General features: G+C 59.4%; 15 protein-coding genes. All 15 read right to left on the bottom strand.

Annotated features, from left to right (window positions below):
- Position 1: 1 nt before the first annotated feature.
- The 15 genes from AC1RMF_RS13670 to AC1RMF_RS13600 all read right to left on the bottom strand — a co-directional run bounded on the left by AC1RMF_RS13670 (position 2) and on the right by AC1RMF_RS13600 (position 16,005).
- Positions 2-388: a Rap1a family protein gene (locus AC1RMF_RS13670; RefSeq protein WP_342618796.1), complete on the bottom strand. Its 387-nt coding sequence runs from the start codon at positions 386-388 to the stop codon at positions 2-4.
- Positions 389-417: 29 nt separating this feature from the next.
- Entirely contained in the window at positions 418-1,782 is a 1,365-nt protein-coding gene (gene hisD / locus AC1RMF_RS13665; protein WP_493142106.1) for a histidinol dehydrogenase, read from the bottom strand.
- Positions 1,783-1,812: 30 nt separating this feature from the next.
- The gene (hisG, locus tag AC1RMF_RS13660; protein ID WP_342618798.1) at positions 1,813-2,451 is read right to left on the bottom strand and encodes an ATP phosphoribosyltransferase; all 639 of its coding nucleotides are present in this window, start codon (positions 2,449-2,451) and stop codon (positions 1,813-1,815) included.
- Entirely contained in the window at positions 2,448-3,713 is a 1,266-nt protein-coding gene (gene murA / locus AC1RMF_RS13655) for a UDP-N-acetylglucosamine 1-carboxyvinyltransferase (protein WP_493142105.1), read from the bottom strand. Before murA ends, hisG begins: the two co-directional genes overlap by 4 nt.
- Positions 3,713-3,952: a BolA family protein gene (locus AC1RMF_RS13650; protein WP_342618800.1), complete on the bottom strand. Its 240-nt coding sequence runs from the start codon at positions 3,950-3,952 to the stop codon at positions 3,713-3,715. Before AC1RMF_RS13650 ends, murA begins: the two co-directional genes overlap by 1 nt.
- Positions 3,953-3,990: 38 nt before the next feature.
- The gene (locus AC1RMF_RS13645) at positions 3,991-4,746 is read right to left on the bottom strand and encodes an ABC transporter permease (RefSeq protein WP_493142103.1); all 756 of its coding nucleotides are present in this window, start codon (positions 4,744-4,746) and stop codon (positions 3,991-3,993) included.
- 82 nt (positions 4,747-4,828) lie between these two features.
- On the bottom strand, positions 4,829-5,788 hold the full coding sequence (locus tag AC1RMF_RS13640; RefSeq protein WP_493142101.1) for an ABC transporter ATP-binding protein: 960 nt from the start codon (positions 5,786-5,788) through the stop codon (positions 4,829-4,831).
- Positions 5,789-5,816: 28 nt separating this feature from the next.
- The gene (locus tag AC1RMF_RS13635) at positions 5,817-6,086 is read right to left on the bottom strand and encodes an STAS domain-containing protein (protein ID WP_342618803.1); all 270 of its coding nucleotides are present in this window, start codon (positions 6,084-6,086) and stop codon (positions 5,817-5,819) included.
- A gap of 1 nt (position 6,087) precedes the next feature.
- A complete protein-coding gene (locus tag AC1RMF_RS13630) occupies positions 6,088-6,732 on the bottom strand; it encodes an MlaC/ttg2D family ABC transporter substrate-binding protein (protein WP_342621198.1) in 645 nt (214 codons plus the stop codon).
- An 80-nt stretch (positions 6,733-6,812) separates the two neighbouring features.
- Positions 6,813-7,529: an MlaA family lipoprotein gene (locus AC1RMF_RS13625; protein ID WP_493142099.1), complete on the bottom strand. Its 717-nt coding sequence runs from the start codon at positions 7,527-7,529 to the stop codon at positions 6,813-6,815.
- The gene (mlaD, locus tag AC1RMF_RS13620) at positions 7,526-8,005 is read right to left on the bottom strand and encodes an outer membrane lipid asymmetry maintenance protein MlaD (RefSeq protein WP_342618805.1); all 480 of its coding nucleotides are present in this window, start codon (positions 8,003-8,005) and stop codon (positions 7,526-7,528) included. The genes AC1RMF_RS13625 and mlaD overlap by 4 nt, the downstream gene beginning before the upstream one ends.
- A 17-nt stretch (positions 8,006-8,022) precedes the next feature.
- The gene (gene mlaE / locus AC1RMF_RS13615) at positions 8,023-8,805 is read right to left on the bottom strand and encodes a lipid asymmetry maintenance ABC transporter permease subunit MlaE (RefSeq protein WP_342618806.1); all 783 of its coding nucleotides are present in this window, start codon (positions 8,803-8,805) and stop codon (positions 8,023-8,025) included.
- Positions 8,802-9,641 carry an ABC transporter ATP-binding protein gene (locus AC1RMF_RS13610; protein ID WP_342618807.1) on the bottom strand — a complete coding sequence of 280 codons (840 nt, stop codon included), beginning with the start codon at positions 9,639-9,641 and terminating at the stop codon, positions 8,802-8,804. The genes mlaE and AC1RMF_RS13610 overlap by 4 nt, the downstream gene beginning before the upstream one ends.
- A gap of 55 nt (positions 9,642-9,696) precedes the next feature.
- Positions 9,697-11,163, bottom strand: coding sequence for a glutamate synthase subunit beta (locus AC1RMF_RS13605; RefSeq protein WP_493142097.1), 1,467 nt, complete (start codon positions 11,161-11,163; stop codon positions 9,697-9,699).
- Positions 11,164-11,232: 69 nt separating this feature from the next.
- Positions 11,233-16,005 (bottom strand): glutamate synthase-related protein, encoded by a 4,773-nt coding sequence (locus tag AC1RMF_RS13600; RefSeq protein WP_493142096.1) that lies wholly within the window; start codon positions 16,003-16,005, stop codon positions 11,233-11,235.
- Positions 16,006-16,106: the final 101 nt, after the last annotated feature.

Genomic DNA, 16,106 nt, shown 5'->3' with positions numbered 1-16,106 from the left:
TTCAACAGGGGTATACGTTGGCCAGCGCATTGGTGACTACCAACTGCACCGGCATATCGGCCTCGTACAGGTCCGCATTGCGCTTGAGTTCGGTGCGATACAGCCCCTCCGCCATGTCCGGGCTGAGGCGCCGACCATTCAAGCAGATGCTGGCGGTGGCACCACTGCGAACCGCCTGGTCATGCGCCTCCAGCGCCCCTTCCATGGTGCCCACCAAGTAATAGCGCATGTAGTTGGCACCCTGCTTGGGGTCGGATTTTTCCAGCTTGCGCAGCTCGCGAATGGACATGGCTTGCACAGTCGAAGCACACATCGCCAGGAGCGCGAGTGCCCCTATCAGGCGCACCAGACGGGTACCCGAAGAAGGAGCTGATAGGAGTAGACGCATGCCTGTCAGTCGGGAGCGGCTGCAAACTCTTACTTGAGACGCAATTCGGCAGCACGCGCGTGGGCTTGCAGACCCTCGCCATAGGCCAACTCGGCTGCGATGGGGCCCAGCACCTGGGCCCCGGCTTCACTGACCTCGATCAGGCTGCTGCGCTTCTGGAAGTCATACACACCCAAAGGACTGGAAAAACGTGCGGTACCGCTGGTAGGCAGCACGTGGTTGGGGCCAGCGCAGTAGTCGCCCAGCGATTCGCTGGTAAAGGCACCCAGGAAAATCGCACCCGCATGCTTGAGCAAGGGCTCCCAGCGGTGCGGTTCGCTGCTGGAGACTTCCAGATGCTCGGGCGCTATGCGGTTGGAAATGGAACAGGCTTCATCCATGTCGCGGGTAAGGATCAGGGCACCACGGTCGTTCAGACTCTTGGCGATGATTTCCGCACGGGGCATGGTGGGCAACAGGCGGTCGATTTCACGTTGCACCGCGTCCAGATAAGCAGCATCCGGGCACAACAGAATGCTCTGGGCGAGTTCGTCGTGTTCGGCCTGGCTGAACAGATCCATGGCCACCCATTCGGGCGGTGTGCTGCCATCGGCCAGCACCAAGATCTCGCTGGGGCCGGCAATCATGTCAATACCGACGGTACCGAACACGCGGCGTTTGGCCGCGGCCACATAGGCATTGCCGGGACCGGTAATTTTGTCAACCGCAGGAATGGTGGCTGTCCCGTAAGCCAGTGCGGCCACGGCCTGGGCACCGCCGATGGTAAAGGCACGCGTCACACCCGCCACATAGGCTGCAGCGAGCACGAGCTCGTTGCGTTCACCGCGGGTGGCGCCGGAATTGCCACTGCCGCCAGTGGCCACGCTGCCACGCACCGGCGTGGGCACCACCATGATGATTTCCTGCACACCGGCCACATGCGCTGGCACCGCATTCATGATCAGGCTGGACGGGTAGGACGCCTTGCCCCCCGGCACGTAAATGCCCACGCGGTCCAGGGGTGTCACCTTCTGGCCCAGCAAACTGCCGTTTTCATCGCGATAGCTCCAGCTCACGCCGCAGGCTTTTTTCTGCGCTTCGTGGTAGCTACGCACGCGGCGCTCTGCGTCCTGCAAAGCCTTGCGCTGTGCTTCGGGCAGTGCGTCAAATGCGGCCTTGAAGTCCGCCTGCGACAGCTCCAGTTCGGACACGTTGGAGGCCTTCAGCCCGTCGAAGCGTGCGGTGTACTCCAGCACGGCGGCGTCGCCCCGCTTCTGCACGTCGGACAGTATGTCGGCCACGCGCTGCTCAATAGCCGCGTCGGTATCTGCGGACCAATGCTGCAAGGCCTTGAAGCGGGCTTCAAACCCTGCGTCGATGGTGGACAGGCGTACGGGGGCGGCGTGCAAAGTCATGGGGTGCAGATGGGTCGGATGGTGGAAGTGCTACTTGCCAACAGCGCCCGCAAAGGCGTTGATGATCTTGCGAATGGGTTCCTGCTTGAGCTTGAGGGCGGCCTGGTTGACAACCAACCGCGAGCTGATGTCCATGATGCGCTCCACTTCCACCAGATGGTTGGCCTTGAGCGTGTTGCCGGTGGAGACCAGATCCACGATGGCATCAGACAACCCCACCAGGGGTGCCAGCTCCATGCTGCCATACAGCTTGATCAAATCCACGTGCACGCCCTTGGAAGCAAAGAATTCCCGTGCGATGGAAACATACTTGGTTGCCACCTTGAGGCGCGAACCCTGTTTGACTGCCGAGGCGTAGTCAAAGTCTGCTCGCACGGCGACGCTGATGCGGCACTTGGCAATCTGCAGGTCCAGCGGCTGGTACAGCCCCTGGCTGCCATGCTCCAGCAAGGTGTCCTTGCCGGTAATGCCCATATCGGCACCGCCATATTGCACATAGGTGGGTACATCGGTAGCACGCACCACCAACACACGCACATCAGGTTGGTTGGTATCCAGAATCAGCTTGCGTGATTTCTCGGGGTCGTCCAGCACCTCGATGCCCGCCGCTTTGAGCAACGGTACGGTTTCTTCGAAGATGCGGCCTTTGGAGAGGGCTAGGGTAATCATTTCACGCGCTCGATATCTGCGCCAATGCCGCGCAATTTGGTTTCCATCTGGTCGTAGCCTCGATCCAGGTGATAGATGCGATCAACCAACGTTTCGCCATCTGCCACCAAGCCGGCAATCACCAGGCTGGCGGAAGCGCGCAAGTCCGTGGCCATCACGGTAGCGCCCGACAGGCGTTCAACGCCTTCAATCACAGCCACTTTGCCATCAATCTGGATGTGCGCACCCAGGCGCACCAACTCGTTAACGTGCATGAAGCGGTTCTCAAAGATCGTCTCGGTCACCTTGGACGCACCATGCGAGATCACGTTGAGCGCCATAAACTGCGCCTGCATGTCGGTGGGAAAACCGGGGTATTCGGTAGTCCGGAAGCTCTGGGCTTTCAGGCGTCCTTGTGACTGCACGCGGATGCCGTCCTCCAAGGCGGTCACCGTGGCACCTGCTTCACGCAACTTGTCGATGACAGCGTCCAGATGGTCGGCACGCCCATGCTTGAGCACCACGTCACCACCGGTTGCCGCCACGGCGCACAGGAAGGTGCCAGTCTCGATGCGATCCGCCACCACCTGGTGCGTACAGCCATGCAGTGATTCCACACCCTGGATGCGGATGCGGCTGGTGCCGTGGCCTTCGATCTTGGCCCCCATCTTGATCAGCAGCTCTGCCAGATCGGGAATCTCGGGCTCTTGTGCAGCGTTCTCCAGGATGGTCTCCCCCTCAGCCAAAGCGGCGGCCATGAGGAAGTTCTCCGTTCCGGTCACGGTCACCATGTCAGTGGCAATGCGCGCACCCTTGAGGCGCTTGCGGCCATGGGCCAGCTTGGCCACCATATAGCCGTGCTCCACCACAATGTCGGCACCCATGGCAGCCAGACCCTTGAGGTGCTGGTCCACTGGCCGGGAGCCGATGGCACAGCCACCGGGCAGTGATACCTTGGCGTGACCAAAGCGCGCCACCAGTGGCCCCAGCGCCAGCACCGAGGCACGCATGGTCTTGACCAATTCGTAGGGCGCCTCCGGGTTGTTGAGGGATGCCGCATTCAACTCCACCGAACCGTCCTCACGCGTTTCCGCGCGCACGCCCATGTTGCGGATCAGCTTGAGCATGGTGGATACATCCTGCAGGCGCGGAACGTTTTGCAGCGTCAAGCTGTCCGCAGTCAACAGGGCTGCGCACAACTCGGGCAAGGCGGCGTTCTTGGCCCCAGAGATCAGCACCTCGCCAGCGAGCTGGCGTCCTCCGCGAATCAGTAACTTGTCCATCAGGCTTGGGCGGCCCACTCGGCCGGTGTGTAGGTTTTCATGGATAGTGCGTGCACCTCATCGGTCTTGATGCGTGCGCCCAGTGTGGCGTAGACCTGTTGGTGGCGTTGGATCAGACGCTTACCCTCAAATGCACTGGAAACGATGGTGGCAAACCAGTGGCGGCCATCACCCTCGAGCTCGCAACGCTCGCAGGACAGACCGGCGGTGATAAGGGATTTGAGTTCTTCAGCTGTCATGGAAAGTGCGGGCAAGCCCAAAGGTAATAGGAGGCGCTTCAGCTACGGATTTTGTAACCTGTGCGCAACAAGTGCAAAGCCACCAGGCTGACTGCCACCATGGTCGCCCCCACCACGGAGAAGCTCAACCAGGGCGACACATCACTCGCGCCAAAAAAACCATAGCGGAACCCGTCGATCATGTAGAAGAACGGATTGAAATGGCTCACCCCCTGCCAGAAAGACGGCAGCGAATGGATGGAATAGAAGACGCCACTCAGAAAGGTCATGGGCATCACCACGAAATTCTGAAAAGCCGCCAGTTGGTCAAACTTCTCGGCCCACAAGCCGGCAATCAACCCCAACGTCCCCATCAGGGCGGCACCCATCACGGCAAACACCAGTATCCACAGGGGCGCCACAAAACTGAGGTGCGTGAAGAAAGCCGAGACGACCAGCACCCCTACACCTACCACGATACCGCGCAGCACCGATGCGCCCACGTAGGCCACAAACCAGTGCACATAGGAAAGCGGCGTGAGCAAAAGGAACACCAGATTGCCCATGACCTTGCTCATGATGAGGGACGAGGAGCTGTTGGCAAAAGCGTTCTGCAACAGGCTCATCATGGCCAGCCCCGGTACGAGAAAGGCGGTGTAGCTGACCGTGTCATAAACCTTGACGTGGTCTTCCAGCGCGTGGCCGAAGATCAGCAAGTACAGCATGGCTGTCAGCACTGGGCCGGCGATGGTCTGAAAAGCAACCTTCCAGAAGCGCAGCGACTCCTTGTACAGCAGTGTTTGCCAACCGTTCATAAAATGGCCCCCACGCTTCCCGCTACGCGTGGTGCGCTGCCCCCCACGGGGGCCTTCGCGCCTTGGGACGGCCCGGCGGCGCTCATGCTGCGACCCCCACACCCTGAACCGAGTTCTTGTTTTGTGCCATCACGTCCAGGAACACATCCTCCAAGTCAGCCTTGCGAATTTCCACGTCATGCGCCACCAGACCAGCCTCGCGCACGGCTGCCAGATAGCGCTCCACTTCCAGCGCGTCATGCGCTGGGAACTGGACGATTCGACCGGTAATGCGGGCCTTTTCTGCCAGCGCCCTGGGCAGCTCACTGTCAATCTTGAAGCGCAGGACATTGCTGGATGCGGCCTTGAGCAGGTTGCTGGTTTTGTCCAGCGCCACGATGCGACCAGTCTTGAGCATGGCGATGCGGCCACACAATGCCTCAGCTTCTTCCAGGTAATGGGTAGTGAGCAGCACGGTATGGCCTTCGCGATTGAGCTTGGCGATGAATTGCCACAGGGTCTGGCGCAACTCGACGTCCACGCCTGCCGTGGGCTCATCCAGCACGATGACGGGAGGTTTGTGCACCAACGCCTGGGCCACCAGCACGCGGCGCTTCATGCCGCCGGAAAGCTGACGCATATTGGCATTGGCCTTGTCGGTCAGGCCCAGGTTTTCCAACAGTTCATCAATCCAGGCGCCGTTGTTCTTGATGCCGAAGTACCCAGACTGGATACGCAGTAGTTCCCGCACATTGAAAAACGGATCGAACACCAGTTCCTGCGGGACCACCCCCAGGCTCTGACGAGCACGGGCGAAGTCCGACTGCACGTCGTGGCCCAGTACGCTGACCCTGCCCTTGGTCGCGCGGGTCAGGCCAGCCAAGACACTGATCATGGTGGTTTTGCCAGCCCCATTGGGACCGAGCAGACCGAAGAATTCACCTTCTTCGATGTTGAGACTGACGTCGTCCAACGCCAGAAAGGTGCTACCGGCAGCGCTGGCTTTTGAAGACTTGGGCGACGGGTAAGCTTTGGAGACGGATTGAAAAGAGATGGCGGCCATGAGAGACCGTCATTTTACCTGGGACGGCTCAAGCTGCTGTGAGCAGGCCTTCAATCCCGTACAAGGCGGCCAGATCACGCAACCGGTCGGGCAAGCCTTTGACGGCAAACAGCTTGCCGGCCCGTGCGCATTCGCGGCGCACGGCCAGCAAAACCGCCAATGCCGAGGAGTCAAAGTTGTTCAGCGGAGCAGCGTCTATCACCACCTGCTTTTCTGCTTCCCGCTGCACATCCTGGGTGAGCTTGGCCAAACAGTCGTTGGCCTGTGTCTGGGTCAAAATGGCGGGCAGGATCAGCATGTCAGGACTTCTTGGGAGTGGCGTTGCTTTTGTTGCGTTCTACCAGCGAGGTGATCAGTCCGTCAATACCCTTGGCATTGATTTCTGCAGCAAACTGGCTTTTGTAGTTCTCCACGAGCCAGACACCCAGCACGTTGATGTTGTAAATCTTCCAACCTGCACCTTGTCCAGGCGTCTTGGCCAGGCGGTAATCCAGCTGGATCGGGTCTCCGCTGCCCTTGATTTCGGACCGCACCACGACCTCTTTGTCATCCGGACTGGCACGCAGAGGCTTCATGGATATGGTCTGGTCGGTAACCTGCGCCAGGGCACCCGCATAGGTACGCACCAGCAAGATCTTGAACTCATCCTGCAGACGCTTTTGCTGCTCAGGGGTGGCCTGACGCCAGGCGGGACCGACCGAAGAGGCCGTCATGCGCTGAAAATCCAGGTTGGGCAAGATGCGCGAATCCACCAACGCAACCACCTTGTTCATGTCTCCGGCACGGATGGACTTATCCGCCTTGATGGAGTCCAGCACCTCAACCGAAAGACGCTTGATGAGCGCATCGGGCGCTTCGTCTTCAGCGCGCGCATGCATCGCCACGCCCAGCCCCAGGATCAGGGAACAAGCAACCAACAGTTTGCGCAGGAATTCTCTTTTCATCATTTCGATCAGCAGTTGAACATGCTTTGTATTATGTACCTCGTCACATTTTCCCGAGTAATCCTGCGGTAAAGACTGTATCAAGGTGCGGTATCTTCCTCTTCCGGTGGATTGCCGTCATACTGGATATTGCGCTGGCGCTGCAGATAGGCGTCACGCCGGAAGGTGTAACTGTCCAGCGCTGCGCCTTCGAGCACATCACTGGCATTGAGGTACTTGGCCCGCAGGTCCACGACGTCCAATACGGGAAGCCAGGTCCTGGTGTCCTGGTCGCCAATGTTGTAGAGCGGTTCACCTTGCCAATCGACCGGCAGGGCTGCCACTTCGCGCAAGGTGCGCGGACCCATGATGGGCAGCACCACATAGGGCCCGGGCGGAACGCCCCAGCGCCCCAGCGTCTGGCCGAAATCGGCCGTGTGCCGGTCAATGCTGAGGTCACTTGCGACGTCAACCACACCCAACAAACCGAAGGTGGTGTTGATCATGACCCGACCCACGTTATCGCTGAATTCCTGACCACGGCCCTGCAATGCACTATTGACAACTGACCACATGTCCTCCAGGTTGTTGAAAAAGTTTCCAACACCCTTGCGTAGCCAGTCCGGCGTCACTGCACGGTAGCCTTTGGCCACGGGCTTGAGCACCACAGTATCGACCTTGTCGTTGAAGCCGAACATGGCACGGTTGAACGACTCCATGGGGTCGCGCGGATCCGGATGCGCCACTGTTGCACACCCCTGCAAGGCAACCAGTGCAGCCACCAGCAACCAACGTCCACAACCAGCCAAGCGCGTCATGGCTTGGCCTTGTCGGACGGTCCGTCCGCCGCCTTGCTGTAGAGGAACTGACTGATCAGGTTTTCCAGAACCACGGCGGACTGTGTGGTGGTGATGGTGTCGCCTGCTGCCAGGTTGGCAGAATCCGCACCCGCCTCAATGCCCACATACTGCTCGCCCAGCAACCCGCTGGTGAGAATCTTGAGCGAACTGTCCTTGGGAAAGGCGTAGCGCTGATCCATGGACAGGCGTACCCGGGCCTGGAAGGTCTTGTCGTCGAACGTGATGGCCTCCACATGGCCGACCACCACACCTGCGCTTTTGACCGCTGCCTTGGGTTTGAGTCCGCCGATATTGTCAAACTTGGCCGTCACCGCGTACCCCTTGTCGAAGTTGAAGGTCAACAAGTTGGCCGCCTGCAATGCCAGGAATACCAGGGCTGCACCGCCGATCAACACGAACAAGCCCACCCATACATCCGTACCAGAACGTTGCATGCTTTCTTCTCCTAAACCTAAATACTGAACATCATGGCGGTCAGAACAAAGTCCAGACCGAGCACGGTGAGCGATGCCATGACCACCGTGCGGGTGGTGGCATGGGCCACGCCTTCGGGTGTCGGTTGCGCCTCAAAGCCCTGCAACAGCGCAATAAAGCTCACCGCAAAACCAAACACCACGCTCTTAATGACGCCGTTGCCGACATCCTTCCAAACTTCCACCCCGCCTTGCATCTGGCTCCAGAAGGCACCGGAATCAATTCCGATCATGGCCACGCAGACAACCCAGCCACCGATCACGCCCACCGCGCTGAACACGGCAGCCAACAACGGCATGGCGATCACGGCACCCCAAAAGCGTGGTGCCAGAATGCGCTGAACTGGGTCAACCGCCATCATCTCCATGGCGCTGAGTTGCTCGCCCGCCTTCATCAAGCCAATTTCCGCCGTCAGCGAGGTACCAGCCCGACCGGCAAACAGCAGGGCCGTGAGTACCGGACCGAACTCTCGCACCAGACTCAGGCTGATGAGCATGCCCACCGACTCTGCCGCACCAAAGCGTTGAAGCCCGTAGTAGTACTGCAAGCCCATCACAAAGCCGACGAACACACCGGACACAGCAATGATTGCCAGTGAATAATTGCCCATGAAATGCACTTGGTCACGCAGCAGCGCGGGGCGCTTGAGTGTGGCTCCTATGGACACCAGCAGACGCAGAAACAAACGCGCAGCGTAGCCCATGTCGCCCAACTTGGCGCGCAGGGCAAAGCCCACATCGGAGGGACGATACCAGCTCATGCTTTCCCTCCTGCAGAAAAGTCCACATCTACAGTGACAGCCGGATAGTGGAAGCGCACAGGACCCTCTGGAAGGGCATTGACAAACTGGTGCACCAGCGGATTGTCGCTGTGGCGCACCTCGTCGGGTGTGCCCTGGGCAGCGATCTTGCCGTTGGCAAGGATGATGACCTTGTCTGATATCTGAAAGGTCTCCTCCAGATCGTGCGACACGATGATGCTGGTCAGGCCCATGGCATCGTTCAACTGACGGATCAAGCGCGCAGAGGTCCCCAGTGAAATGGGGTCCAGTCCCGCAAAGGGTTCGTCGTACATCACCAGCTCGGGGTCCAGGGCGATGGCACGTGCCAGAGCCACACGCCGCGCCATACCACCGGACACTTCAGAAGGCATCAGGTCACGTGCACCACGCAAACCTACTGCGTTGAGCTTCATCAACACTACGTCCCGGATCAGGTCCTCGGACAGGCTGGTGTGCTCACGCAGGGGAAAGGCGACGTTGTCAAACACACTGATATCCGTAAACAACGCGCCAAACTGGAACAGCATGCCCATCCGGCGACGCGCCAGGTACAGAGCGCTGCGGTCCATGGAGCCTACGTCCAACACACCATCAGACACCTGCTTGCCGTGCAACAGCACCTTGCCCTGCTGGGCGGTGTACTGCCCGCCAATAAGGCGCATGGCGGTCGTCTTGCCACCGCCCGACGCACCCATGAGCGTCGTGACCTTGCCGCGGGGTATGGTGAAAGACACGTCATCCAGGACTACGCGATCGCCGTAACCAAAGCGCACATTCTGGAATTCAACGAGAGTAGTAGAGGATGAGACTGCCATAAAAACAAAAGCCAGCATGTATCTGGCTTTTGGATCATAAAGGATATGGAAAAACTCAGCGGGGCAGTGCGCTAACACCCATCAAGAACTCATCCACCGAACGTGCAGCCTGACGGCCTTCACGAATAGCCCACACCACCAGACTCTGGCCGCGACGCATGTCTCCGGCCACAAATACCTTGGGCACATTGGTGCTGTAACCACCAACCGCTTCGGTACTGGCCTTGGCATTGCCGCGGGCGTCCTTGTCCACGCCGAAAGCTTCCAGCACAGTGGCCACGGGGTTGACGAACCCCATGGCCAGCAGGACCAGGTCTGCCTTCATGACCTTTTCGGTCCCGGCAACCTCGACCAGCTTGCCGTCCTTGAGCTCCACTTGCACCGTCTTGAGGCCGGTGACCTTGCCCTTTTCACCGATGAACTCCTTGGTGGAGATGGAAAACACGCGCTCGCAGCCTTCTTCGTGGCTGGAGCTGGTGCGCAGCTTCAGCGGCCAATAGGGCCAGGTCATGGGGCGGTTCTCCACTTCAGGCGGCTGTGGCATCACTTCAAACTGAGTGACGCTGACCGCACCATGGCGGTTGCTGGTGCCCACACAGTCGGAACCTGTATCACCACCACCGATGACGATGACGTGCTTGCCATCAGCACGCAGCTGGCCCTTGAGCTTGTCGCCCGCATTGACCTTGTTCTGCTGGGGCAGGAATTCCATGGCGAAGTGAATGCCATCCAGATCGCGGCCCGGCACTGGCAGGTCGCGTGATTGCTCTGAGCCACCGGTCAACAATACGGCGTCAAAGTCCTTTTTGAGGTCTTCGGCGGAAATGGCTTCCTTGGCCCAGTTGGTGACCTTGGAATCCTTGGGCATTGCACCGACCAGCACGCTGGTACGGATGGTCACGCCTTCGGCCTTGAGCTGTTCGACACGTCGGTCGATGTGCGACTTCTCCATCTTGAAGTCGGGAATGCCATAGCGCAGCAGTCCGCCAACACGGTCGTTCTTCTCGAACAAGGTCACGTCATGGCCAGCCCGCGCCAGTTGCTGTGCAGCAGCAAGCCCTGCGGGGCCGGAGCCGACCACTGCCACCTTTTTTCCGGTCTTGACTGCGGCAGGCTGAGGGACCACCCAGCCTTCATGCCAAGCACGGTCGATGATGGCGTGCTCAATCGACTTGATGCCCACAGCCTCCTCGTTCACATTCAGCGTACAAGCAGCCTCGCAAGGTGCGGGGCAGATGCGCCCGGTGAATTCGGGGAAATTGTTGGTACTGTGCAGCGTATCAATAGCGGCCTTCCAGTCCCCCCGGTACACCAGATCGTTGAAATCCGGAATGATGTTGTTGACCGGGCAACCATTGTTGCAAAACGGGGTGCCGCAGTCCATGCAGCGCGCAGCCTGCTTGTTGGCCTGGGCATCATCCAGCCCGATGACAAATTCCTTGTAATTCTTGAGCCGCTCGGCAACGGGCTTGTAGCCCTCCTCGATGCGCTCAAACTCCATGAATCCCGTGATCTTTCCCATGCTCACTCCTTGGCGGACCGGTACACGCGTACCGGCCCATTGGCTCTTGAATTGCTGTACGGCGAGGCCTTACTTGGCAGCAACCGCTTGCTTCTTGGCAGACGCAGCAGCTGCCTGGGTGGCCGCGGCGGCTTCCTTGCGCGCATGGATCTCGCCCAGGGCGCGCTTGTATTCGTTGGGGAATACCTTGACGAACTTCACGCGCGCAGCTTCCCAGTTGTCCAGCAGATCGCGGGCGCGTTTGCTGCCTGTCCAACGGTTGTGATCTTCCAGCAGCTTCTTCAGTTGGGCTTCGTCGGTCTCGCCACGGTGCCACACGGCTTTGTCTACGGAGGCTTGTTGCTCGGCTGCTGTCAGAACCTTGTCCAGGCTGACCATGGCGGTATTGCAGCGACTGGCAAATTGACCATCCTCGTCGTACACGTAGGCCACGCCACCGCTCATGCCTGCCGCAAAGTTGCGTCCCGTCTTGCCCAGGACCGCAACCGTACCGCCCGTCATGTACTCACAACCATGGTCGCCGGTACCTTCGACCACCGCAGTGGCACCGGACAGACGCACGGCAAAGCGTTCACCCGCCACGCCGCTGAAGAAGGCCTCACCTGTAGTGGCACCGTACATCACGGTGTTGCCCACAATGGTGTTCTTGATGGCATCGCCACGGAAGTCGATGCTGGGGCGCACCACCACACGGCCACCGGAAAGTCCCTTGCCGGTGTAGTCATTGGCGTCGCCAATCAAGTACATGGTGATGCCCTTGCACAGGAACGCACCAAACGACTGCCCGCCGGTTCCTTCCAACTGGATACGGATGGTGTCGTCGGGCAAACCTTCGGGGTGCACCTTGGTCACCGCACCGGACAGCATGGCGCCGACCGAGCGGTTGACGTTGCGGGCCACTTCCATGAACTGAACGCGCTCACCCTTTTCGATGGCTGGCTTGGACTTGGCGATCAGCACATTGTCCAGTGCCTTTTCCAGACCATGCTCCTGCAATTCCACTTGGAAACGTGGTACATCGGCAGGCACTTGCGGCTGGGCAAACAGGCGGCTGAAATCCAGGCCACTGGCCTTCCAGTGCTCAATACCTTTGCGGGTGTCCAGCAGGTCGGAGCGACCAATCATGTCGTCAAACTTGCGGATGCCCAGCTGGGCCATGATCTGGCGCACTTCTTCAGCAATGAAGAAGAAATAGTTCACCACATGCTCTGGCTTGCCAGAGAACTTCTGGCGCAGCACCGGATCCTGCGTGGCCACGCCCACCGGGCAGGTGTTGAGGTGGCACTTGCGCATCATGATGCAGCCTTCGACCACCAGCGGTGCTGTGGCAAAGCCGAACTCGTCGGCACCTAGCAAGGCGCCGATGGCCACGTCGCGGCCGGTTTTCATCTGACCGTCGGCCTGCACGCGGATGCGGCTGCGCAGGCGGTTGAGCACCAGGGTCTGCTGGGTTTCGGCCAGGCCGATTTCCCAAGGGCTGCCTGCGTGCTTGATGGACGACCAGGGCGATGCTCCGGTACCACCGTCGTGACCGGCGATCACCACGTGATCGCTCTTGCACTTGGCAACGCCGGCTGCAATGGTGCCCACACCGATTTCGGACACGAGCTTCACCGATATAGAGCTGTGCGGTGCCACGTTCTTCAGATCGTGAATTAGCTGCGCCAAGTCTTCGATGGAGTAGATGTCGTGGTGGGGCGGCGGAGAAATCAGTCCAACGCCAGGCACGGAGTGGCGCAGCTTGCCGATGTAATCAGACACTTTGCCGCCAGGCAGCTGACCGCCCTCGCCTGGCTTGGCGCCCTGGGCCATCTTGATCTGGATCTGGTCAGCGCTGGAGAGGTACTCCGCCGTCACGCCAAAGCGGCCCGACGCAACCTGCTTGATGCGCGAGCGCAGAGAGTCGCCGGCTTGCAGTGGCAAGTCTACTTCCACGTTTTCTGCGCCAATCACGCTCTTGAGCGTATCTCCCACCTTGATGGGGATACCCTTGAGCTCGTTGCGGTAACGCGCCGAATCCTCGCCGCCTTCGCCCGTGTTGCTCTTGCCGCCAATGCGGTTCATGGCGACGGCCAGAGTGGCGTGGGCTTCAGTCGAGATGGAGCCCAGAGACATGGCGCCAGTGGCAAATCGCTTGACGATTTCCTTCGCGGATTCAACTTCCTCAACCGGAATGGCCTTGGAAGGATCGATCTTGAACTCGAACAAACCGCGCAGCGTCAGGTGGCGCTTGCTCTGGTCGTTGATGATCTGGGCGTATTCCTTGTAAGTGTTCCAGTTGTTGGCGCGGGTACTATGCTGCAATTTGGCGATTGCATCCGGTGTCCACATGTGCTCTTCACCACGCACGCGCCATGCATATTCGCCGCCGGTTTCCAGCGCGTTGGCCAGTACCGGGCTGTCACCGAATGCGGCGTTGTGCATGCGAATGGCTTCTTCGGCAATTTCGAACACACCAATACCTTCCACACGGCTCGGTGTACCGGTGAAGTACTTGGCAATGGTCTGTGACGACAGGCCAATGGCTTCGAACAACTGCGCGCCACAGTAGCTCATGTAGGTGCTCACGCCCATCTTGGACATGATCTTGGACAGACCCTTGCCCACTGCCTTGACGTAGTTGTAGATGGCCTTCTCGGCGCTCAGGTCACCCGGCAGATCCTTGTGGATGCTGGCCAGTGTTTCCATGGCCAAGTAGGGGTGCACCGCTTCGGCACCGTAACCTGCCAGCACGCCGAAGTGATGCACTTCGCGCGCAGTGCCGGTTTCCACCACCAGACCGGCAGTGGTGCGCAGTCCTTCGCGCACCAGATGCTGGTGAATCGCCGACAGCGCGAGAAGCGCTGGAATGGCGACCTGGGTGGCACTGATGAAACGGTCGCTGATGATCAGGATGTTCTTGCCGCTCTTGATAGCATCGACTGCCTCGGCACAGAGCGAAGCCAGCTTGGCTTCTACACCTTCATGACCCCAGGCCAGCGGGTAGGTGATGTCCAGTGTGTAGCTGCGGAACTTGCCTTGGGTGTAGGTTTCGATGTCGCGCAGCTTGGCCATGTCTTCGAAGTCCAGCACGGGCTGGCTGACTTCAAGGCGCATGGGCGGGTTGACCTGGTTGATATCCAGCAAATTGGGCTTGGGTCCGATGAAGGACACCAGCGACATCACAATCGCCTCGCGAATCGGGTCGATGGGCGGGTTGGTCACCTGGGCGAACAACTGCTTGAAATAGTTGTACAGCGGCTTGTTCTTGTCGGACAGAACAGCCAGCGGGCTGTCATTGCCCATGGAACCAATGGCTTCTTCACCTGCCGTGGCCATGGGGGCAATCAGGAACTTCAAGTCTTCCTGGGTAAAGCCGAATGCCTGCTGGCGGTCCAACAAGGACACGGTGTCGCTGACGCGCTTGGGCTCCACGCCAGCAACCACATCTGCAAACTTGTCGTCTGCGCGCTTCTCGGCAATGGCCACGTCATCCAGCTTGATGCGCAGGTTTTCGATCCATTGCTTGTACGGCTTGCTGTTGGCGAGGTTGGCCTTGAGCTCTTCGTCATCAATCATGCGGCCCTGCTCCAGATCGATCAGGAACATCTTGCCTGGCTGCAAACGCCATTTGCGCACGATCTTGTTTTCGGGCACGGGCAACACCCCCGACTCGGAACCCATGATGACCAAGTCATCATCCGTGATGCAGTAGCGCGAAGGACGCAGACCGTTGCGGTCCAGGGTGGCGCCGATCTGGCGTCCGTCGGTGAACACGATGGATGCTGGGCCATCCCATGGCTCCAGCATCGCGGCGTGGTATTCGTAGAACGCCCGGCGACGTGGGTCCATGGTAGTGTGCTGCTCCCAGGGCTCCGGGATCATCATCATTACGGCTTGGCTGATGGGATAACCTGCCATGGTCAGCAGTTCCAGGCAGTTGTCGAAAGTCGCAGTGTCCGACTGGCCGGCAAAGCTGATCGGATAGAGCTTTTGCAGATCGGGTCCCAGAACCGGGGAGGACATCACGCCTTCACGCGCCTTCATCCAGTTGTAGTTGCCCTTGACGGTGTTGATTTCCCCGTTGTGCGCCACATAGCGGTAGGGGTGAGCCAGCGGCCACTCAGGGAAGGTATTGGTGGAAAAGCGCTGGTGCACCAGACCCAGAGCCGACACGCAGCGCTCGTCTTCCAGGTCCTTGAAGTACACACCGACCTGGTCCGCCAACAGCAGGCCCTTGTAGACCACGGTACGGCTGGACATGCTGGGCACGTAATACTCTTTGCTGTGCTTGAGCTGCAGGTTCTGGATGGCGGCGCTGGCTGTCTTGCGGATCACATACAGCTTGCGCTCCAGTGCATCCTGGACGATGACATCATTGCCACGCCCTATGAAGACCTGCCGAAGGATTGGCTCCTTCTTGCGAACCGTTGGCGACATGGGCATGTCGCGGTTCACAGGCACGTCACGCCAGCCCAGCAGCACCTGGCCTTCGGCCTTGATTGCGCGCTCCATCTCCTGCTCGCAGGCCAGGCGGGATGCATGCTCCTTGGGCAGGAAGATCATGCCCACGCCATACTCGCCCAAAGGCGGCAAGGTGACGCCTTGCGCCAGCATTTCTTCGCGGTACAGCGCATCAGGCAACTGGATCAGAATGCCGGCGCCGTCACCCATCAGCTTGTCTGCCCCAACGGCACCCCGGTGGTCCAGGTTTTCAAGAATCTTGAGCGCGTTCTTGACAATGGCATGGCTCTTTTCGCCGCGTATATGGGCAACGAATCCCACGCCGCAGGCATCGTGCTCTTGATCTGTTGAATACAGACCGTGTTCGGAAAGGTGCTTAACTTCTGCAGCCGTTGTCATGGCGCGCTCCTGAAAATGACAGAGGACGTGAAGCTTAATGCAATGCAACAAAGATGCCAAGAAGAATTAAATAGGGTCAGATTCTATTTTTAAGAATCCGA

The sequence above is a fragment of the Rhodoferax sp. GW822-FHT04A08 genome (genome assembly GCF_058801025.1).
This window is presented reverse-complemented; position numbering and strand designations above follow the sequence as displayed.

Coding starts and splice junctions, on each gene's coding strand:
- AC1RMF_RS13670 (WP_342618796.1), bottom strand. CDS start 388: ATGCGTCTACTCCTATCAGCTCCTTCTTCGGGTACCCGTCTGGTGCGC.
- hisD (WP_493142106.1), bottom strand. CDS start 1,782: ATGACTTTGCACGCCGCCCCCGTACGCCTGTCCACCATCGACGCAGGG.
- hisG (WP_342618798.1), bottom strand. CDS start 2,451: ATGATTACCCTAGCCCTCTCCAAAGGCCGCATCTTCGAAGAAACCGTA.
- murA (WP_493142105.1), bottom strand. CDS start 3,713: ATGGACAAGTTACTGATTCGCGGAGGACGCCAGCTCGCTGGCGAGGTG.
- AC1RMF_RS13650 (WP_342618800.1), bottom strand. CDS start 3,952: ATGACAGCTGAAGAACTCAAATCCCTTATCACCGCCGGTCTGTCCTGC.
- AC1RMF_RS13645 (WP_493142103.1), bottom strand. CDS start 4,746: ATGAACGGTTGGCAAACACTGCTGTACAAGGAGTCGCTGCGCTTCTGG.
- AC1RMF_RS13640 (WP_493142101.1), bottom strand. CDS start 5,788: ATGGCCGCCATCTCTTTTCAATCCGTCTCCAAAGCTTACCCGTCGCCC.
- AC1RMF_RS13635 (WP_342618803.1), bottom strand. CDS start 6,086: ATGCTGATCCTGCCCGCCATTTTGACCCAGACACAGGCCAACGACTGT.
- AC1RMF_RS13630 (WP_342621198.1), bottom strand. CDS start 6,732: ATGAAAAGAGAATTCCTGCGCAAACTGTTGGTTGCTTGTTCCCTGATC.
- AC1RMF_RS13625 (WP_493142099.1), bottom strand. CDS start 7,529: ATGACGCGCTTGGCTGGTTGTGGACGTTGGTTGCTGGTGGCTGCACTG.
- mlaD (WP_342618805.1), bottom strand. CDS start 8,005: ATGCAACGTTCTGGTACGGATGTATGGGTGGGCTTGTTCGTGTTGATC.
- mlaE (WP_342618806.1), bottom strand. CDS start 8,805: ATGAGCTGGTATCGTCCCTCCGATGTGGGCTTTGCCCTGCGCGCCAAG.
- AC1RMF_RS13610 (WP_342618807.1), bottom strand. CDS start 9,641: ATGGCAGTCTCATCCTCTACTACTCTCGTTGAATTCCAGAATGTGCGC.
- AC1RMF_RS13605 (WP_493142097.1), bottom strand. CDS start 11,163: ATGGGAAAGATCACGGGATTCATGGAGTTTGAGCGCATCGAGGAGGGC.
- AC1RMF_RS13600 (WP_493142096.1), bottom strand. CDS start 16,005: ATGACAACGGCTGCAGAAGTTAAGCACCTTTCCGAACACGGTCTGTAT.